Consider the following 19,480-nt stretch of genomic DNA (forward strand, 5'->3'; position numbering starts at 1 on the left):
TTCGCCGCCCAGTACAAAGGGTTGCAGGTAGCTGAGGGTGGCGGTGTATTTGCGGTAGCGCGCATCTGGCACTCCAGGGCCCGGCTCATGACCGCCCTGGGCATCGAGGGCACCGATACCTTGTTGCAGGCCCAGGTCGAGGTTGACGAAGGCATTGCCCACTCGCCGGCCATGGTTGATGCCGAACTGCGCCTCGCTGATGCGATTGCTGCTGCCGGCAATCTTGCTGTCCGCGACGAAGTTGTTGGTGCGCAGGTACGAAAGGCCCGTATTGAGGGAGGTCTTGCTTACCGCGTCGCGATGGATCACCCGTTCCAGGCGCACCTGATGGTTCTGGCTGTCGCCGCTTTGCTTGAAATTGAAGCCGTTGGCCTGGGCCACGGCGCGGTACTCGCTCTGGCTGTAGGTGTAGCTCAGGTTCCACCAGCCAAACGGCAAGTTGTAATAGAACATGGCGTTGCGCGAGGTTTTCTGGTGATCGCTGACGGCATCGTGGCCGCCGCGCAAGGCCAGTTGGTCAGCCAGGCCCAAGGGGCTGTCCCAGTCCAGGGAAGCGCCCCATTGCTGCTCGCCCGTGCTTTTCTGCCCATCGTTATGCCGTGACAGGCCGGCGCGCCAAGGTTTTTGCGCAGTGTTATTGACCAGCACCTGGCTGCCACCGATGTTCTGCCCCGGTGTCAGTTCCATTTGCGCACGGTTGGACGGCAACCGGTTCAGTTGATCGACCATCTGCTCCATCTCCCGCAGGTTGAGCAGTTCGCCGGTTTTGCCGGGAAACGCCATCGCCAACTCGCGATCCGACAGCTGGCTGTTCTCGGCACCTTTGAGGCCTTCCAGGCGACCCTCGACGACCAGCACTTGCAGGTGACCGCTGGACAGGTCCTGTTGCGGCAAATAGGCACGGCTGGTGACCAGGCCTTTGTCGAGATAATGGTCGGTAATGACTTTGAGCAGCTCGTTGAGCTGCGGCACGCCCAGGCATTGGCCGATGTAGGGCTTGAGCAGGCGTTCGCGCTCCGCCTCGGACAAAGCATCGGCGCCCTTGAGCTCGATGGTCTTGATCGGGAAGCAACGGGTATCGGCAGGTGCGGTGGGCTGGGCCGGCTTCGCCTCCTTGCCGGGCAGGTCCTTGAGTTCCTCAAGACGTCGGCGCTGCTCTTCGAGCAAGCGATCCTGACGTTCGCGGATCAGGTCCGTGTCACCGGGGGTTGGCGCGGCGACGGCAACGTTCATCGCTAGAAAATACAGCGACGCAACGGCTAGCCTCGTCCCTAAGGCAAATACGGACATGTTCGTTCCCTCGATACAGAAATGACGGCAGCATGCGAGCAGGCGTGCATGGCAATGCGCGCACACCAGACCCGGCATATCGCCTTCGGTTCAAGAGAACGTAGATTTTCTACGCAAAAAAGAGACGCGTCTCACAGGACGCGTCGAAAAACACAACAAAAACAACTGCTCGGATTGGACAGACGCCTACAAACACTCATCCAGGAAACTCACCACAGTTCCCATGCAAGCCATCCGCTCCTCGATATGGGGCATATGGCTGGAGTGTTCGAACAACGCCCAGCGAATGTCAGGAACATGATCCACATAGGGTTTGACCACCAACGGCGTCGCTTCATCGTATCGGCCTGAAATCAGCAGCGTCGGCACCTTGATCCGAGGTAAGCGATCGGTGATGGACCAGTCCTTCATGCTGCCGATCACATGGAATTCGGTGGGACCATTCATGGCGTGATAGACGGTAGGGTCGGCATCGATCTGGGCAAAGGTACGGGCGACTTCATCAGGCCAGGGCGTGACACGGCAGACATGACGGTCGTAGAAAACCCGAGCGGCCTCAAAATATTCGGGCGACGTCAAGGTTCCAGCCCGTTCGTGCTCGAGCAGTGTTTGCTGCACCTCAATGGGTAGAAGCTGGCGCAAGCGATTGACTTCAAGGAGCCAGGTGGACATGTCCGCCGGGGAGTTGGCGATAATCAACGCGCGCAAGCCCGCGGGCTGGAGCACCGCATGTTCGCTGGCCAACATGCCGCCCCAGGATTGCCCCAACAGTGCGTAATTGTCGCGAATGCCCAGATGATCCAGCAGATTGTCCAACTCATCGAGAAAGAGCGCCACGTTCCAGAACGAGGGGTCTTTTTCCGGAAGATGGGTGGAACGCCCATTGCCCAGTTGGTCGTAATGAATCACCGGATAGCCACTGTTGGCAATATCCTTGAAGGCATCGACATAATCGTGTGTACAGCCCGGGCCGCCATGCAGGATCAGCAGCGGCGTACGGCCACTACTGAAATCGCCAGTGATGCGATACCAGGTCTGATACGGACCAAAAGGCGCAAAGCCTTCGTGCATTACGGAAAGATCCATTTCGTGCCGCTCCCTAGAAAGCCTGCGGCATACGATACCGGGGAGTGGCCGGCGGTATAACTAGACAAACAGATAGGTTTTTGCCCGTTTTCAGCTATCGAGCAACCGATAATGCACCGCCCTGACCACGGCCTGGACCCGATTCCTGGCGCCGAGCTTGTGCATTGCGGAAGTCAGGTGGAGGGTGATGGTGGCCAACGAACGATTCAGTTGCCTGGCAATGTCCGCCGCCGTCAACCCTTCGGCGGCCAATCTCAAGCACTCACGCTCGCGTTTGGTCAGGCGAACCGGGCATGCGCGGGATTCCTTGCCGAGCAGCGGAAAAGCCGCCTCTTGCAGGGCATGGGAAATCAGGCTGAAGTCGCCCAGCGTTTGCCGGACATCCTGCAGGGTGCTCCCCTTCGTATCGGCGCGCAGCCCGGTCAATGTCGCAAAGCCGCCTTTGGGCAAATGCATCGGCACCGTCACGCCGCAGGTCATGCGCGAATCCTGCAGATAGCTCACGACCGGTGCATGACTCTGGCCGATGAACGGTTGCAGCACCGTGTCGGCCTCCGGCCGATAGGACCAGACAAAAGGAGAAATGGCATTGATTGCCAGATGCTGGACGGGGTCGATCTGGTAATAACCTTCTTCACACCAGAGCGAGTGCCAGTCACGGGGGGTATTGCGCAATTTCAGCACAGTCGGGGTGATCAGTGCCCCATCATGATCCAGCGGCACCGGACTGTAGTCGTACACCAAGGCCTCAAAGCCTAACGCCTGGACCATCCCCAAGGTGTTATCCATCTGTTCGTCCAGGCTCCTGCCAGACAAAAGACGGGTATTGAAGTCAGACAGCTTGGCCTGCATCCATTCAGCTCCCTTATTAATTTCAATCCTGAAATCGTGCAAGTAGAATGCCACGCCTGAGCGAGGGAATGCCAGGTCAAACCTATAAGAATTGCTAGCTTATGGGCGCGTAGCTTCCTCGGTAAGGTTTAGCCAACGGGCGGCACCTGAGCAGGAGAGCAACGATGTGGCGTGAAATCGAGCCAGACCAGCGGTACGACGTGGAGGTCGATGGTCATCACCTGGTGGCCTATGGCTTTGGCGACGGCGATGAAGTGCTGTTGTGCCTCAATGGCGGTCCGGGATTGCCTTGCGACTATCTGCGTGACAGCCATGGCTGGCTCAAGGAAAAGGGCTTGCGGGTCATCGCTTTCGATCAGTTGGGTACTGGCGCCTCGGCCAGGCCTACTGACGAATCCCTGTGGGACATCACCCGTTATGTGGCGGAGGTAGAGACCGTCCGCCAAGCCCTCGACTTGGGCAAAGTGCACCTGCTGGGGCACTCCTGGGGTGGCTGGCTGGCGATCGAGTACGCCATTCATCACCCCCAATCGCTGAAAACCCTGATCCTGGAAAATACCGCCGGCGATATCCCTCACCTGTCCCTGGAGCTGGAGCGTCTGCGGGCTGCCCTGGGCAGTGAGACCGTCGCGATGATGCAGCGCCATGAAGCCTTGGGCACCCTGGATCATCCGCAATACCAGGCGGCCATCACCCTGCTCAACTATCGCCATGTCTGCCGTCTGGACGAGTGGCCAGCACCGGTGACACGTTCCCTGGGTGACTGGAACATGGGGCCCTACATGACCATGCAGGGCCCCAATGAATTTCTCTATACCGGCAATCTGAAGGATTGGAATCGCATCGAACAGATGGCCGACTTCGAAATGCCTGTGCTGATCACCACCGGTCAACATGATGAACTGACGCCAGCCTGTGCAATGCGCATGAAAATGGCGCTCAAGGATGTACAACTGAATGTGTTCCCCAACAGCAGCCACATGCCATTCTACGAAGAGCCCCAAGCCTATTTCCCAGTGCTGCTGGATTTTCTGCAACGCCATCGGAACTAGCCCATGAACCTGGCGCGCTATCGTTTCATCCTGTCGCGTCCGCTACAGCTATTGCCGGTGCTGTTTGGCATCAGCCTGATCACTTTTGTGCTCGTGCGCTCAATCCCCGGGGACCCCGCCCGGGCACTGCTGGGCTCGCGCAGCACGCCGGAGGCGCTGATCCGGATTCGTGCCCAGTACGGTCTCGACCAGCCGTTGTGGATGCAGTACTTCTACTTTCTCAAGAACCTGTTCAAAGGCGATCTCGGCCAATCGCTGCTCTACAAAGTCGATGCCTTGAAGCTGATCAGTACCCGCATTGAGCCAACCCTGTTCCTGGTGCTCGGCAGCGTACTGCTGGCGCTGCTGATTGCCGTGCCGCTGGCAACGGTGGCCGCGCGCAACAAGGGCGGCTGGCAGGATCACCTGATTCGCCTGTTCACCACGGCAGGGCTGGGCATGCCGGCGTTTTGGCTAGGCATCATGTTGATCCTGCTGCTCAGTGTGCAGTTGGGGCTATTCCCGGTCTCAGGCTATGGACGTACAGGGTGGGACAAACTGCATCACATGGTTTTGCCGTGCCTGACCATTGCCTTGGCACTCTCCGCCGTTCTGGTGCGCAATCTGCGCGCCAGCATGCTCATGGAGCTACACGCCGATCATGCCACCGCCGCACGAGCCCGGGGCTTGTCCGAGCGGGCGATATTTCGTCGGCATGTGCTGCCCAACTCCCTGGTACCGGCGGTCAACCTGCTGGCGGTGAACATCGGCTGGTTGATCAGCGGCACGGTGGTCATCGAAAGTCTGTTTGCCATTCCCGGCATCGGCCAATTGTTGGTACGCGGCATCTTTACCCGCGACTACATGGTGGTCCAAGGCGTGGCCATGGTGCTGGCCCTCGCCACCGTCATGGTCAATTTCCTCGCCGATGTGCTGACCGTGATGATTGATCCGCGGGTGAACATGCGATGAGCAGCCAGGCCATCAGCCCCGCCTGGCGTCTTGCCCTGCGTTTGGGCTTGCGCAACCGTCGCCTGGCCACCGTGCTAGGCCTGGCGATTCTGTTTGGCTGGCTGTTGCTCGCACTCTTCGCCCCCTGGGTCGCGCCCTTCGATCCGATTGCCCAGAACACCGATATCCGCCTGCTGGGGCCGAGCCTGGCCCATCCGTTCGGCACGGATAATTTCGGCCGCGACGTTCTTTCCCGAGTGATCTGGGGCGCGCGCATCGACTTGCAGATTTGCGTGATCGGGGTGGTTTTCCCGTTCTTGATCGGCACTTGCGTCGGCGCCTTGGCCGGCTATATCGGTGGCCGGTTCGACACGATCTGCATGCGCCTGATCGATATTATTCTGGCCTTCCCCTTCCTGGTGCTGATGTTGGCAATCATGGCCATCCTCGGCCCCGGCCTGGGCAGCTTTTATATTGCGATGGCTTTGGTGGGTTGGGTGTCCTATGCACGGCTGATCCGTTCGCAGATTCTGGTGCTCAAGGAAAGCGATTTCGCCTTGGCGGCGAAAAGCCTGGGCTTCGGTCATGGCCGCATTCTGTTTCGGCACCTGTTGCCCAATGCCATGTTCGGTTCGATCGTGTTTTCCATGTCCGACGCGGTGCTGGTACTGCTCAATGGGGCGGCGGTCAGCTACCTCGGCCTGGGGGTGCAGCCACCCACCGCCGAGTGGGGCACGATGGTCGCCGAGGGCCAGAGTTTTATCACCAATGCCTGGTGGATCTGCACCTTCCCGGGACTGGCGATCGTCACCCTGGCCATGGGCTTCAGCCTGCTGGCCGACGGTGTCGCCGAGCACCTCGGAGAGCGTCCATGAGCACACCAGTGTTGCACGTCGAGGACCTCAGCGTGATCGCCGGCCATGGTGAATCCGAGGTTACGCTGGTGGATCGTGTGTCATTTGACTTGGCCGAAGGCGAAATCCTCGGTCTGGTGGGTGAGAGCGGCTCTGGCAAGACGATGGCCTGCCGGGCCTTGATGCGCTTGCTACCCTCTTCAAACCTCCGGGTCCAGGGCAAGGCCGTGCGCCTCGCTGGTGAGGACCTGCTGTCACTGGATGAAGCCGGCATGCGGGGCATACGGGGTCGGCGACTGGGGATGATTTTCCAGAATCCCGGCAGTCATCTTGACCCGTTGATGCGTATCGGCGAACAGATCGGCGAGGGCATACGCCTGCATCAGGGGGCGTCCAAGCGAGAAGCACGGGCGAAGGCCATTGATGTGTTACGCCAGGTGGGCATTCCCGATCCGTCAAGGCGGGTCGACAGTTATCCCCATGAGTTTTCCGGTGGCATGCGTCAACGCGCCATGATCGCCGTGGCACTGGGTTGCAACCCCCAGGTGCTGATCGCCGATGAGCCGACCACCGCCCTGGATGTCACCGTACAGGCACAGATCCTGCGCCTGCTCCTGGATTTGCGCGACCAACGTGGGCTGTCAATCATCATGATCACCCACGACCTGGGGGTCGTCGCCCAGACCTGTGATTCCATTGCGGTGATGTACGCCGGTCGGCTCTGCGAACATGGCAACAAGCTTGATCTGCTGGCTCACCCACGACATCCCTATACGGCGGCCCTGATCGACTGCCAACCGGCTACCAGCGCCGGTCATGCCATGCTCAAAACCATCGCTGGCCAGCCTCCTCTGCTGGATGCGCTGCCCACCGGTTGCCGCTTCAATCCACGCTGCCTTCAGCAGGGCAGCCAGTGCACGCGGCTGTTGCCACAGATGCAAGTCGCGGCAGAGGCACACCGAGTGGCCTGCCATTACCCGCTGCCTGCGGGAGCTTCGTCATGACCCTGTTGCACGTGAAGGATCTACAGGTGCGCTTCGCCGCCCCTGGCAGCGGTCCGTTCGGGATCAACCGGCAATGGGTGAAAGCCGTCAACGGTGTGTCGCTGAGCCTGGCCACCGGGGAGGTGCTTGGGCTGGTGGGTGAGTCGGGCAGCGGCAAGAGCACCCTGGGTCGGGCCATCTTGCGCCTCACAGAGGTCAGCGCCGGACAAATCCTGTTCGATGGCGTGGATATGACTCAGGGCAAGCGGATCGACATCGAGCGACTGCGCCACGAAACCGCGATGATTTTCCAGGATCCTTATACCGCCCTCAATCCGCGAATGAGCATTGGCGACACCCTGGCTGAAGTGCTGCGAGTGCGATGCGCGATCCCTGCCCCGATGATTCGCCATCGGGTCGATGAATTGCTGACCTTGGTCGGCCTGCGGCCGGAGCTGGCCAACCGCAAGCCGGGTTCGTTGAGTGGCGGTCAATGCCAACGTGTGGGGATCGCACGGGCACTGGCCATCGAGCCACGGTTGATCATCGCCGATGAATGCGTGGCCGCGCTGGACGTTTCCATCCAGGGACAGATCATCAACCTGTTGCTGGAGCTGCGGCAGCGCATGAACCTGACGATTCTGTTCATTGCCCACGACCTGGCGATCATTCGGCGGCTATGTGATCGGGTCGCCGTGATGTACCTCGGCAAGATCGTCGAGCAAGGCCCCACGGAGGCCGTGTTCAGCAGCCCGCGGCATCCCTATACCGTCGCGCTGATCCAGTCCATTCCACACATCGACCCGACGCGACCGTTGCTGGGCGCCCCCCTGCCCGGCGAGCCACCCAGCCCCCTGAACCTTCCATCCGGCTGCGCTTTTCACCCGCGCTGCCGGTATGCACAACCCATCTGCGCGAGAACGCCGCCCCCCATCCATGACATCAATGGACATCGTTATAGCTGTGTGCTCGGAGAGCCATTGCTCTAAAAAACATTCATCAATAGGGAGTTTGACCATGCGATCGAAACATCTGAAATTGCTGACCGCCGCGACGTTGACCGTTTGCACACTGGCGGCCGGTGTCGCCCAGGCAGCAGGCGTGCTGACCATCGGTTGCCGTGAAGAAAGTACGACGTTCGACCCGATCAAAAGCGCGCAGAACCGTGATAACTGGGTGTTCTCCAATGTTTACGACGTATTGGTGCGCGTCGACAACACCGGCACCCAGTTGGTACCGGGGCTGGCCGAAAGCTGGCAGGTTTCCGACGATGGTCTGACTTACACCTTCAAACTACGCCCGGCCAAGTTCTCCGACGGCTCGCCGATTACCGCCAGCGACGCAGCGTTCAGTCTGTTGCGCATTCGCGACAACAAAGGGTCGCTGTGGAGCGACTCCTACAAGATTATCGACAAGGCCCAAGCACCCGACCCGCAGACACTGGTGGTGACACTCACAGGTCCTTCCGTGCCCTTCCTCGCGCAGCTGGCGTTGCCCAACGTCTCCATCCTGTCGCAAAAGGCCATGGAAAAAATGGGTGAGGAAGCCTATGCCCAGGACCCCGTTGCCTCTGGCGCCTTCATCGTCAAGGAGTGGCTACGCGGTGATCGCGTGGTGCTGGAAAAGAACCCCAACTTCTGGCAGGCCGACAAGGTGAGCCTGGATGGCGTGGAATGGATCTCCATCCCGGATGACAACACGCGGATGTTGAAGGTACAGGCCGGTGAACTGGATTCAGCGATCTTCGTGCCCTTCTCGCGCGTCGAAACCCTGAAGAAAGATCCCAACCTGGTCGTACACATGGATCCCTCCACCCGTGAGGATCATCTGCTGATCAACCATGAGCACGGACTGCTGGGCAAGCCTGAAGTACGTCAGGCCCTGGACCTTGCGATCAACAAAAAATCCCTGGTCGATACCGTGACGTTCGGCCATGGCCAGGTGGCTTATTCCTACATTCCTAAGGGTGCGCTTTATCACAATGCCGATAATCTGCAGCGCCCGTACGACCCGGAAAAAGCCAGGAAAATGCTGGCAGATGCAGGCGCCTCAGGCCTGAAGCTCAACTACGTGGTCAATGCGGGCAATGAAGCCGACGAGCAGATCGCCGTGCTGGTCCAGCAACAGCTTGCAGCGGTCGGCGTGACAGCCACCTTGCAGAAAGTCGACCCTACTCAGAGTTGGCAAATGCTGATCGACGGCGATTACGATCTGTCCGTGATGTACTGGACCAACGACATCCTCGACCCGGACCAGAAGACCACCTTCGTGCTGGGACACGACACCAACATGAATTACATGACCCGCTACAAGAACGACAAGGTCAAGGATCTGGTCGCGGCCGCGCGGGTAGAAGTGGACCCGACCAAGCGCAAGCAGATGTATACCGACCTTCAGGCGATCGCCAAGCAGGACGTCAACTGGATCGACCTCTACTACAGCCCGTACATCAATATCTCGCGCAAGAACATCGAGCACTTCCAACAAAACCCACTGGGACGCTTCTCTCTTGAGGAAACGGTGAAGCGCTAACGCGTAGTGGCTTCCATCCGAGTCGGATAGGGCCAGTGGCAATGCCTCGATCACGAGTCGAGGCTTGCCACTTGATGGCCAAACAACATCGGCCGCTCCCCGGTCATCTCGCACAGCAGCGCTGTGACGGCGTTCCCCTCAACCGTGCCGTGCTCTTGCAGAAAGCCCGCCACGGCGCTGACCGCCGGCCAGTAACGGTGTACCAGGCAACTGCAACGAGCGATGGCCTGGGATTGGGCATCGAGCAGCTTGCGCGGTGGCAGCAGGCTGATCAATTCGTGCCCCCGGTCCAGGTCACCCCGGCCGCTGCCCCTGATCAACCGGTCGGACCGGCGGTGCCGGTAGACCGCTTCGGCCACCGGCCCCGCGAAGCAATGGAGCAGGTCCCGCTCGATGGCATCGACCATCGAGGGCAGGTATTCAGCGATCCCCGGGCCGTCGAAGGCCGGGCGCGAGACAAAGTAGTCAGCTTCGACCAACCCCTCTGCGTATCGAGGGTAGCCGCGCAGGTCGAACAGAGGCCCCGCGCGGGCTTCGACCTTGGTACGCACGGTGATGCGTTTTATCGGTTGGCCGTTCCACCAAAAGGCCAGGGCGTGACCCGCTTCGTGGAAGGCCGTGCTGCGCGGGCATTTGTTCATTATTGGGTCCGTCACGGCAGGCGCCATTCATATCATCTGCCTCACCGCAGGGCTCCGATAAAAGATTATCCCTATCGAGCGTTAATACTGCGCCTATTAGCTATCTGGCAAAGGGGGACTAGCCTGAACTCAGGCTGGTGCAATCCGGCCCGTGAAACCTGACAAAGAGATACGAAGCGTTCAGAAACGTACTGGGCTTGCCGTGGGCCACCGAATGGGTAACTAGACCTCTCGTGCGCTGCCGTGTGGCTGCACACGATCAGTTGAGCAAACTGTGAGCCCTGCGCCCTGTGTCATTTATTTCGCCTGTCGCTATTCGAAGCCCCGCCGGGCTGGATAGCTGGATGAATACGACCAAAGGTAGCTTCTCATGGCAAACGAATCGAAATGCCCGTTCAATCACGCCGCAGGCGGTGGTACGACGAACCGCGACTGGTGGCCGAACCAACTGAATCTGAAGATCCTGCACCAGCACTCCTCGCTGTCCGACCCCATGGGCGAGGATTTCAACTATGCCGAGGCGTTCAAGCGCCTGGACTTCCAGGCCCTGAAACAAGACCTCAATGCACTGATGACCGACTCGCAAGACTGGTGGCCGGCGGACTTCGGTCACTACGGGCCACTCTTTGTCCGCATGGCCTGGCACAGTGCAGGCACCTACCGCACTGGTGACGGGCGCGGTGGGGCGGGTTCCGGCCAGCAGCGGTTTGCACCGCTCAACAGCTGGCCAGACAACGTCAGCCTCGACAAGGCACGTCGGCTGCTGTGGCCGATCAAGCAGAAGTATGGCCGCAATATCTCCTGGGCCGACCTGATCGTCCTCACCGGCAACGTCGCGCTGGAGTCCATGGGCTTCAAGACCTTCGGTTTTTCCGGTGGCCGCGCCGATGTCTGGGAGCCGGATGAAGACGTCTACTGGGGGTCCGAAAACAAATGGCTGGGGGGCGATGTTCGCTACGGCAAACCCGACAAAGCCGCCATGCAAGACCCCGGCGAAGGCCAATTGGTGGCCGAGCCTGGCAACGAAGAAAGCCGCACTGACGAGGGACGTAACCTGGAGAACCCGCTGGCCGCCGTGCAGATGGGGCTGATCTACGTCAACCCGGAAGGCCCCGAGGGCCAGCCGGACCCGGTCGCCGCCGGGGTGGACATCCGCGAAACCTTCGCCCGCATGGCCATGAACGACGAAGAAACCGTCGCATTGATTGCCGGCGGCCACGCCTTCGGCAAAACCCACGGCGCAGGCCCTGCGGACAATGTCGGCGCCGAACCCGAAGCCGCTGGCCTGGAGCTGCAAGGCCTGGGCTGGAAGAGCACCTTCGGCACCGGCAAGGGGCCCGACACCATCACCAGTGGCCTGGAAGTCACCTGGACCACCACGCCCACCCGCTGGAGCAACAACTACCTGGAGAACCTCTTCGGCTTCGAGTGGGAGCTGACCAAGAGCCCGGCCGGCGCGCACCAATGGACGCCAAAAAACGGTGCAGGCGCGGGCATCATCCCCGATGCCCACGACCCGTCCAAACGGCGTAACCCCACGATGCTGACCACCGACCTGGCGCTGCGCTTCGACCCGATCTACGAAAAAATCTCCCGGCGCTTCCTGGCCAACCCGGACCAGTTGTCCGATGCCTTCGCCCGCGCCTGGTTCAAGCTGATCCACCGCGACATGGGCCCGCTCTCACGCTACCTCGGCCCGGAACTGCCCAACGAAGAACTGCTGTGGCAAGACCCTATCCCGGCGGTCGACCATCCGCTGGTCAACGACAGCGACATTGCCGCCCTCAAAGGCAAGTTGCAGGCCTCGGGCCTGACGGTTTCACAGCTTGTGTCTACGGCGTGGGCCGCGGCATCCACCTTCCGTGGCTCCGACAAACGCGGCGGCGCCAACGGCGGGCGCCTGCGCCTGGCCCCGCAGAAAGATTGGCCTGCCAACCAGCCCGAACAACTGGCTCAGGTGCTGGCGACCTTGGAAAAGGTCCGGGATGAGTTCAACGCCGCCCAATCCGACGGCAAGAAAATTTCCCTGGCGGATCTGATCGTGCTGGCCGGCAGCGCCGGTATTGAACAGGCCGCGAAAAATGCCGGGCTCAGCGTGACGGTACCGTTCGTGCCAGGACGCATGGACGCGAGCCAGGAGCAGACGGACGTCGAGTCGTTCGGCTTTCTCGAACCCATCGCCGATGGCTTTCGCAACTACCTCAAGGGCCGGTACCGCGTGTCCGCCGAGGCGTTGCTGATCGACAAGGCACAACTGCTGACCCTCAGCGCCCCGCAAATGACGGCATTGATCGGCGGCCTGCGCGTGTTGAATACCAATGTCGGCCAGACGTCCCACGGGGTTTTCACCCAACGGCCCGAAGCACTGACCAACGACTTTTTCGTCAACCTGCTCGACATGGGCGTGGAATGGAAACCGCTTTCCGACACCCAGGAAACCTTCGAGGCCCGCGACCGCCAGACCGGCCAGGTCAAATGGACCGGCACCCGTGTCGACCTGGTCTTCGGCTCCAACGCGCAGCTACGGGCGTTGGCCGAAGTCTATGCCAGCCCGGATGCGCAGGAGCAGTTCGTCAACGACTTCATCGCGGCGTGGGTCAAGGTGATGAACCTGGATCGGTTTGATCTCAGGTGAGAAGAATCCGAGGGCATGAGGTCTGGCAAGGAGGCGACCTCATGAACTTTTCTTCACCCCACGCCCCCGCGTGATTGGGTAAAGTCGCCTCGCTCATTCAAGAAACTAAGGTTTTAGCCCGCTCTCCCGGCGGGCTTTTTTTTGCCTGGCATTCAGGCTGACGAACGTGCGTTGCCCGACGCAGGCAAGACAGCCGTCGTCGCTCGCTGTGGTTTCAACACAGGCTGCTCCAAGGCCGCGCGCCCATAAAACAGCAACGCCATCAGCCAACAACTCAACCAGACGAATATCCCCGCCCAGAACGTGTGGGACATGTAATGCCAGCCCTGCAGGACCCGCGTCGTGCCGTAGACAAACCCCAGGACCAATGCCCCATGCATCAAGGCTTTCGAATGACGCCAGCGGTAGCGGCGGGCGACGAAATACAGCGCCAGCATCGTGAAGCCGCCGGACGCATGACCGCCGGGCCAGCAGCGACCGTCACCGGCGGCTTTCAGCAGATCGAAATTCTGGAACCATTCCTTGTGCTCGATCTTGCCGGCGTATTGGGTGGTTTCCACTGGGCAGTACACGCTGGTGTGGCTCTTGAGGTAATGGATCACCCCGGTGCTGAGGGAAAAGGCGACGACTACGTAGAGAAAATCGCGCCGATGCTGGTGGGCAAAACGCAACGGCGCGGCCAACCGGGTTTTCTCCAACAGGCGCAGCAACCCCGGGCGTTTTTCCGGCTTGAAGATCGGCCAGACAAACGACAACAGCGCCCCGATAATCGCCGCCTCGCCGGTCCAGTTCGGGATGATCCTGGCCCACTTATGGGTGATCTTCTCGAACAGCCGCACGTGCTCCAACGGAAAGACCTGGTGCAGCGGGTCGTAGAATAAATTGCTGAAGGCGATGTCGACGCGAGTCATGTCGAACAGCAAGAACACCACCGTGGCACAGAGCAGGGGAATTCCAAGATTGAGCCCGTAGAAACGGGCGCGAGCAGACGTCAGCATGGGCGGTCCTAATCGTGGGAAAAATTACTGAAACGCCACCGAGCGCCAGTCAGATGCTTCGATAAAACCGAGCAACTGCGGCGCTTGTGGCTGGGCGGTGGAGACGAACAGCGAAGCACCGTAGCCAAACGTCGAGGTAGGCCGCTGGAGCGTGGTTTCCAATGCCTGCATGCATTCGCTGTGGGTGACCAGGATCAGATTGCGCCCGGCGACTTTGTGGGCCAGCGCATTGCGCAGCAGGTCATGCCGGCAATTGAACAGCCAATCGTCACCGGTGCCGACCTTGTTGAACATGTAGCTCGCCGTCTGGGCTGCACGGACCAGAGGGCTGTTGTAGAGGTCGGCGTTGCCCAGGCCCAACTGCTCGAATCGCGCCCCCAGGCCCACCGCAACGGCACGGGCCCGGTCAGTGATGCCTTCGCGATCATTCAGGCACGCGGCCTTGGAGTGATCGCAGCGCTCGACATGGCGCACCAGCACGATCATCTCGCCCTTGGCCCAGCCATCGGCCAAGGCCCGGGCGCCGGCGATGTTGCCATGGGCCAGGTCCGGCACCGCCGCCGGTCTGAGCAACCAGAGGGTCAACGGGATGACCAGCAGCGCCGAAGCCAGTACGACCATTGTGTTTCGGTAACGGGCAAACCGGCGCGTAGCGATCGAGCGCCTCAGGCCGAAAAGACTCAGTCTCAGTTCCACATCAAGCCGCCCCAACGGCATCCACCCAGTCATTCGATGGCGCGACAGTAGAGAGGCCGACGTAGGCAGGCGGTGAAACAGATGTGAAAAAATGCTTGGTGTGGGAGCAAAGCTTGCCCGCGAAACAGGCACCCCGATTCCCTGGAAGACCGCATCGCCTTCATCGCGGGCAGCCTTGCTCACACAGATACCCGGAAAAAAACTTACAGATATTGAACCCGCCGCCGATACAGCCCAGTTACATGCTCTGCTGGCTCTTAACAACAACAATCTTCCAGCGTACCGACGATCAAGCAGCACAACGTTCCTGGAGGAATTTGATGAACAGCTGGTTTGGCAACATTAGCGTCAACATGAAATTGGGCCTGGGCTTCGGCCTGGTGCTGGTACTGACCTGCCTGCTGGCCCTGACCAGTTGGACCAGCCTGGGCGGGCTGATCGACCGCAGCAACTGGATGAGCGACATCACCCAGCTCAACGCCGGCCTGACCAAGCTTCGGGTCACGCGCCTGCAATACATGCTGACCAATGGTGACGAGACCGCCGCCCAAAACGTGCAGACCACCCTCGATGGTTTCGTGGCGCAACAAAATGCCTTGCTCAGCAGCTTCAAGAGCCCGGAAAACGTCAAGCGGCTCAAGGAGCAGAGCGCAGTCATCAGCGCCTACCAGGTGTCCCTGAACAAAATGCGCAGCGCCTACCGCACCGGCAACACCGCCCGCGATGCCATGGGTGCGAACGCCGAGATCGCCTACAAGCTGATCGAAACCCTGGATTCCGACGTGCTGAAAATGGCCCCCGGAGACGATCGTTTCTCTCAGTTCCAGGCCATCACCCAGGCCAAGCAGGCCTTCATGCTGGCCCGCTATGAAGTGCGCGGCTACACCGCCAATAGCAACGCCGACACCGAACGCAAGGCCGTCGCCCAACTGGACGCTGCCATCGCTTCGCTCACGCCGCTCAACGAGCATTTTTCCAGCACCCGCCAGGCTGAACTGCGCCAGCTGGAAAACGCCCTGACCCAATACCGCAGCGCCGTGCAGGCCTTCAAGGTGGCCATCGCCGACGCGGTACAGGCACGCAAGGAAATGACTGAACAGGGCGCGTCAATCGTGACGTTGAGCGAGCAGCTGTACCAGATCCAACTCGACCGCCGCGACGCCGAAAGTGCCCAGGCCCGCACCCTGCAACTGGTCAGCACCCTGTTGGCGTTGCTGGTTGGCGTCATTGCGGCCGTGATCATCACTCGCCAGATCACCGGCCCGCTGCGCGATACCCTGGCCGTGGTCGAACGCATTGCCGGCGGCGATCTGTCGCAGAACGTCATCGTCACCCGCCGCGATGAGCTGGGCGTGCTGCAACAAGGCATCGCGCGCATGGGCGTGACCCTGCGTGACCTGATCAGCGGCATCCGCGATGGCGTGACCCAGATCGCCAGTGCTGCCGAAGAACTGTCCGCCGTGACCGAGCAGACCAGCGCCGGGGTCAACAGCCAGAAAGTCGAGACCGACCAGGTCGCGACCGCCATGCACGAAATGACCGCCACGGTCCAGGAAGTGGCCCGCAACGCCGAAGAGGCCTCCCAGGCCGCGGCCGCTGCCGACGGCGAAGCCCGTGCCGGCGACCAGGTGGTCAGCGAAGCCATCGCCCAGATCGAACGCCTGGCCAGCGAGGTGGTGCGTTCCACCGACGCCATGACCGTGCTGCAACAGGAAAGCGACAAGATCGGCAGCGTCATGGACGTGATCAAGGCCGTGGCCGAACAGACCAACCTGCTGGCCCTCAACGCAGCGATCGAAGCAGCCCGCGCCGGTGAAGCCGGGCGTGGTTTTGCGGTGGTGGCCGATGAGGTCCGTGGCCTGGCCCAGCGCACGCAGAAATCCACCGAAGAAATCGAAGGCCTGGTGGCCGGCCTGCAGAACGGCACCCAACAAGTGGCCGCCGTGATGAACAACAGCCGCAGCCTCACCGACAGCAGCGTGGCACTGACCCGCAAGGCCGGCGCGTCACTGGAAAACATCACCCGCACGGTGTCGAACATCCAGTCGATGAACCAGCAGATCGCCGCGGCCGCCGAACAGCAAAGCGCCGTCGCCGAGGAGATCAGCCGCAGCATCATCAACGTGCGCGACGTGTCCGAACAGACCGCCGCCGCCAGCGACGAAACCGCCGCCTCCAGTGTGGAACTGGCACGGTTGGGTAATCAGTTGCAGATGCTGGTCAGTCACTTCCGCGTTTAAGCTTCCAACCTCCCGCATGCGTATGAGGCCTCACAGGTACCTCATGCGCATCGCCCTTTCGTACACACCTCCGGCCCACGTCCTACCGCCTTTTTTTGCGTACTCCTGTACGGTTTTCTCCTGACAAGAACATTCCGTTCGAACAGGACAGGCACTTACATGGACGCAGACAACGGCTCTCTGTTGCACCAGCTCGTTGCCCCGCCAATTGGCGAAGGCGCTGCAACAACCGATTTCAAAACCGCCATGCAGCAACTGGGGCTGACATCGGTATTCGACATCATGCGCCTGGGCAAGGCACAGTTCACCCAGGAACTGGCCAGGCACTGCGACGCAGATGCCGGGCAGGCCTACGACAATGCGGCAAGCCACGCTCGACAGATCAGCCGCTTGTACCTGGAACATCAACTGTCCTGCAGCGACACCAAACCCCGTGTGCGACGCAGCCTGGACTCAAGTTCAACCCCAGGGCCGATCAGCTATCAAGCGCTGTTCCAGGAAAACTGGAATCGATTTTGCCAGGACGGTGACATCGCCGCGATCGACTCGCCCGTGGCCTACTTGCGTGCGCTGTATCTGTTTGCCAGGCAGTTGGAGAACAGCTCCACGCATCCCGGCAAGCGCCTCTTGGAGAAGCGTCGACCTGACCTCAAAACACTGGTGCTCGACCCACACAGTACCTTCGCGACACGACCGATGCTCGACATCATCAACAACACGTTGCGCAGTAATATCGAGACCAGTCTCGATGACGGCACCACCCTCCATCAGGCCTTGGCCAGCGCACACTATCCCTTTTCACTGCCCTATGATCTTCACCACCATCAATGCCTGCTTGGGTTGGGCGAGGGTAAACCCGCCCTGGGTGAAGTCAATTACCGGATCAGCCTGAAACTGCCGTTTTGCCAGGACGGCTCAACGTATGGACACGTTTCGCAATCGCCTATCGAAGCGCAAAAACTGCTTTCAGGGCTCAGTCCGGCGCAGCAGGCACTCTTGCTCGCACCGCTCGCTTCGGAGTTCGATTTCAAGGTATTGGAAAAAGCCTATGGCACTGAAGATATCGGGCGCCTGGGTGATTTCACATTCTTCAAGGAGCGTACCGGGCTGACGACGGAACAGGTTGAGCAGCTACTGGCGCATGGCAGATACAGCCCTTGTATCTCGACCCATAACCCACCCTCGACACGTGTTCACCAGGGCGCCGCTTACATCAACGGACCCAATGCTTCAGCTGCCCTGACACTTGAAACCAACACCAACCCGCCAGGGTTCGGTAACAAGTCCTACGAACGTTTCGATCGCATTCAGCGGATGGTCCGACTGCACCAATGGACCGGTATCCCCTTTGCCGAACTGGATGCGCTGCTCGTCAATATCCTGCGTTCGGAAGGCAACACTGCAATGACGTTCAGCGCCAATACCTTGCGCGCGCTTGGGGTCTATCAATACATGAAGCGGTGCCACGGCATTACACCTGAAGAATTTGCTTCGCTGGTGCACGAAATGCCGACCGGCGCTTGCGTAGAACGGGTTCCGTTGCTTGACCAGGTATTCAATCGCACCCGCTTGCTCGAACGCCCTGCGTGGAAGCAGGCGACGGACCTCGATATCGCGGATCTCAAAACCCTCAGCTATCTCGGTGCGGGCCTGGGCCTTGCCCTCACCGAAGACGCGTTGTTACTGCTTGTGGAACAGACCGGGAAGTACCTGGCGCTAAAACAGGATTTGCCTACTGTCTCCTCACTCTACCGCCAGGCCCGTATCGCACGGATGTTTGGCCTGTCGCCTCTGGAATGCACGGAACTGGCCCGGCTAATGGGAGGCGATACGTTCTGTCGGGCGTTGGTGACAGGGGCTGTGACCAGTACTCGCCCCGACATTCTCGACGTACTGATGGCGATGGATTGGGCAGTGGACTGGCTCAAGCAAAACAATCTCGACGTGTTGCAGTGGTGTCGCCTGTTCGAAGATGCCAGGCATGACTTACCGTTGAACCCGAACCTGGAAAAAAGATTGGCCACACTTCGAGAACACGCCAGATCCACCAGCGACCATCAACGCCTGGTCGAAACACTGCTGCACGATACGGCTGACTTGTCCGCCGAATACCTTCCCAGCGTGATGAAAATGGCCGGCACCAACGCCACGGAAATGGTCGAGGCCATCATCGCACCTGTCGGCAAAACACCTCCATTGCTGGCGCGCGTGCTTCGCGCCGCGCAAGCCTGCCAGAAATTGCATCTGAGCAGCAGCACGCTACAGGTGCTGATGGACCATCCCACGTGGTTAGCCTCGAACAGTTCAGGAACGCTTACACCTCAAACGCTGTATTTACTCGAACGGTTCAGTCATTGCGCGCGACATCAGGCACAGCCAGAAGAAAACCTGTTGCACTACTTGCAGCTCGCCAATCAAGACCGGTCGCAACATTCCACGCAGACAGCCAACGGCCTGTTGGCCCACCTGCTGGGTTGGAACATCGAGCAAGTGACTTGCCTGACAGCGCAGCTGACGTCAAAACGCGCCACCACGATGCAAGCGGTGGATTGGGTCATGCGTTGCCAGGCGTATTGCGTGAGTACAGGCCTGTCGGCAAGCCTGCTGCTCAAGGCCGCCGCACTCAATAACAACAGCCTGAGGCAGGACTGGAAGATCGTCGGTGAAGGGCTGATCGCTGCGTGCCATTGA

The 19,480-nt window shown here is 60.3% G+C and carries 15 protein-coding genes and 1 pseudogene; 10 read left to right on the forward strand and 6 right to left on the reverse strand.

The genetic code is table 11. The features are described from left to right. From AC09SL_RS27815 to AC09SL_RS27825, 3 genes are all read right to left on the reverse strand, one after another. Positions 1–1,290 (reverse strand): ShlB/FhaC/HecB family hemolysin secretion/activation protein (locus AC09SL_RS27815; RefSeq protein ID WP_479571967.1); only part of this gene is annotated, 1,290 nt, incomplete at its 3' end. Positions 1,291–1,476: 186 nt separating this feature from the next. Further along, the gene (locus tag AC09SL_RS27820) at positions 1,477–2,376 is read right to left on the reverse strand and encodes a proline iminopeptidase-family hydrolase (protein ID WP_058546499.1); all 900 of its coding nucleotides are present in this window, start codon (positions 2,374–2,376) and stop codon (positions 1,477–1,479) included. A 90-nt stretch (positions 2,377–2,466) separates the two neighbouring features. Beyond that, positions 2,467–3,228 (reverse strand): LuxR family transcriptional regulator, encoded by a 762-nt coding sequence (locus tag AC09SL_RS27825; protein ID WP_058546498.1) that lies wholly within the window; start codon positions 3,226–3,228, stop codon positions 2,467–2,469. Positions 3,229–3,392: 164 nt separating this feature from the next. Between AC09SL_RS27825 and AC09SL_RS27830 the strand changes: the two genes are divergently transcribed. From AC09SL_RS27830 to AC09SL_RS27855, 6 genes are read left to right on the forward strand one after another with little or no spacing between them, the layout of a single operon-like run. Further along, positions 3,393–4,280, forward strand: a complete 888-nt coding sequence (locus AC09SL_RS27830) for a proline iminopeptidase-family hydrolase (RefSeq protein ID WP_058546497.1) — start codon at positions 3,393–3,395, stop codon at positions 4,278–4,280. Positions 4,281–4,283: 3 nt separating this feature from the next. After that, positions 4,284–5,231: an ABC transporter permease gene (locus AC09SL_RS27835; RefSeq protein WP_058546496.1), complete on the forward strand. Its 948-nt coding sequence runs from the start codon at positions 4,284–4,286 to the stop codon at positions 5,229–5,231. Next, positions 5,228–6,085: an ABC transporter permease gene (locus tag AC09SL_RS27840; RefSeq protein ID WP_058546495.1), complete on the forward strand. Its 858-nt coding sequence runs from the start codon at positions 5,228–5,230 to the stop codon at positions 6,083–6,085. Before AC09SL_RS27835 ends, AC09SL_RS27840 begins: the two co-directional genes overlap by 4 nt. Next, a complete protein-coding gene (locus AC09SL_RS27845; protein ID WP_058546494.1) occupies positions 6,082–7,068 on the forward strand; it encodes an ABC transporter ATP-binding protein in 987 nt (328 codons plus the stop codon). Before AC09SL_RS27840 ends, AC09SL_RS27845 begins: the two co-directional genes overlap by 4 nt. Beyond that, complete coding sequence (locus AC09SL_RS27850) at positions 7,065–8,036, forward strand: ABC transporter ATP-binding protein (RefSeq protein ID WP_058546493.1); 972 nt, start codon at positions 7,065–7,067, stop codon at positions 8,034–8,036. Before AC09SL_RS27845 ends, AC09SL_RS27850 begins: the two co-directional genes overlap by 4 nt. Before the next feature lie 28 nt (positions 8,037–8,064). Next, positions 8,065–9,579, forward strand: coding sequence for an ABC transporter substrate-binding protein (locus AC09SL_RS27855; RefSeq protein WP_058546492.1), 1,515 nt, complete (start codon positions 8,065–8,067; stop codon positions 9,577–9,579). Positions 9,580–9,629: 50 nt separating this feature from the next. On the opposite strand, the gene AC09SL_RS27860 is transcribed toward AC09SL_RS27855, so the two are convergent. After that, positions 9,630–10,220, reverse strand: a complete 591-nt coding sequence (locus AC09SL_RS27860) for a hypothetical protein (protein WP_058546491.1) — start codon at positions 10,218–10,220, stop codon at positions 9,630–9,632. A 370-nt stretch (positions 10,221–10,590) separates the two neighbouring features. Between AC09SL_RS27860 and katG the strand changes: the two genes are divergently transcribed. Beyond that, positions 10,591–12,855, forward strand: a complete 2,265-nt coding sequence (gene katG, locus AC09SL_RS27865) for a catalase/peroxidase HPI (protein ID WP_064107065.1) — start codon at positions 10,591–10,593, stop codon at positions 12,853–12,855. Between the two features lie 152 nt (positions 12,856–13,007). On the opposite strand, the gene AC09SL_RS27870 is transcribed toward katG, so the two are convergent. Next, complete coding sequence (locus AC09SL_RS27870; RefSeq protein WP_058544347.1) at positions 13,008–13,853, reverse strand: phosphatase PAP2 family protein; 846 nt, start codon at positions 13,851–13,853, stop codon at positions 13,008–13,010. A 24-nt stretch (positions 13,854–13,877) separates the two neighbouring features. Continuing rightward, positions 13,878–14,549 carry a lipopolysaccharide core heptose(II)-phosphate phosphatase PmrG gene (pmrG, locus tag AC09SL_RS27875; protein WP_058544348.1) on the reverse strand — a complete coding sequence of 224 codons (672 nt, stop codon included), beginning with the start codon at positions 14,547–14,549 and terminating at the stop codon, positions 13,878–13,880. 455 nt (positions 14,550–15,004) lie between these two features. Between pmrG and AC09SL_RS27880 the strand changes: the two are divergent. The 3 genes and pseudogenes from AC09SL_RS27880 to AC09SL_RS27890 form a co-directional block, all read left to right on the forward strand. Beyond that, positions 15,005–15,883: pseudogene (locus AC09SL_RS27880) on the forward strand (methyl-accepting chemotaxis protein); the annotation flags it as partial. A 201-nt stretch (positions 15,884–16,084) separates the two neighbouring features. Continuing rightward, positions 16,085–16,789, forward strand: a complete 705-nt coding sequence (locus AC09SL_RS27885; protein WP_419555163.1) for a methyl-accepting chemotaxis protein — start codon at positions 16,085–16,087, stop codon at positions 16,787–16,789. Between the two features lie 159 nt (positions 16,790–16,948). Next, positions 16,949–19,480, forward strand: coding sequence for a Tc toxin subunit A (locus tag AC09SL_RS27890; protein ID WP_064107067.1), 2,532 nt, complete (start codon positions 16,949–16,951; stop codon positions 19,478–19,480).

It is taken from the genome of Pseudomonas sp. PF05, from assembly GCF_056521845.1.

Coding starts and splice junctions, on each gene's coding strand:
- AC09SL_RS27855 (WP_058546492.1), top strand. CDS start 8,065: ATGCGATCGAAACATCTGAAATTGCTGACCGCCGCGACGTTGACCGTT.
- AC09SL_RS27870 (WP_058544347.1), bottom strand. CDS start 13,853: ATGCTGACGTCTGCTCGCGCCCGTTTCTACGGGCTCAATCTTGGAATT.
- AC09SL_RS27860 (WP_058546491.1), bottom strand. CDS start 10,220: ATGAACAAATGCCCGCGCAGCACGGCCTTCCACGAAGCGGGTCACGCC.
- AC09SL_RS27820 (WP_058546499.1), bottom strand. CDS start 2,376: ATGGATCTTTCCGTAATGCACGAAGGCTTTGCGCCTTTTGGTCCGTAT.
- AC09SL_RS27845 (WP_058546494.1), top strand. CDS start 6,082: ATGAGCACACCAGTGTTGCACGTCGAGGACCTCAGCGTGATCGCCGGC.
- AC09SL_RS27840 (WP_058546495.1), top strand. CDS start 5,228: ATGAGCAGCCAGGCCATCAGCCCCGCCTGGCGTCTTGCCCTGCGTTTG.
- AC09SL_RS27890 (WP_064107067.1), top strand. CDS start 16,949: ATGGACGCAGACAACGGCTCTCTGTTGCACCAGCTCGTTGCCCCGCCA.
- AC09SL_RS27825 (WP_058546498.1), bottom strand. CDS start 3,228: ATGCAGGCCAAGCTGTCTGACTTCAATACCCGTCTTTTGTCTGGCAGG.
- AC09SL_RS27850 (WP_058546493.1), top strand. CDS start 7,065: ATGACCCTGTTGCACGTGAAGGATCTACAGGTGCGCTTCGCCGCCCCT.
- AC09SL_RS27830 (WP_058546497.1), top strand. CDS start 3,393: ATGTGGCGTGAAATCGAGCCAGACCAGCGGTACGACGTGGAGGTCGAT.
- katG (WP_064107065.1), top strand. CDS start 10,591: ATGGCAAACGAATCGAAATGCCCGTTCAATCACGCCGCAGGCGGTGGT.
- AC09SL_RS27885 (WP_419555163.1), top strand. CDS start 16,085: ATGACCGCCACGGTCCAGGAAGTGGCCCGCAACGCCGAAGAGGCCTCC.
- AC09SL_RS27835 (WP_058546496.1), top strand. CDS start 4,284: ATGAACCTGGCGCGCTATCGTTTCATCCTGTCGCGTCCGCTACAGCTA.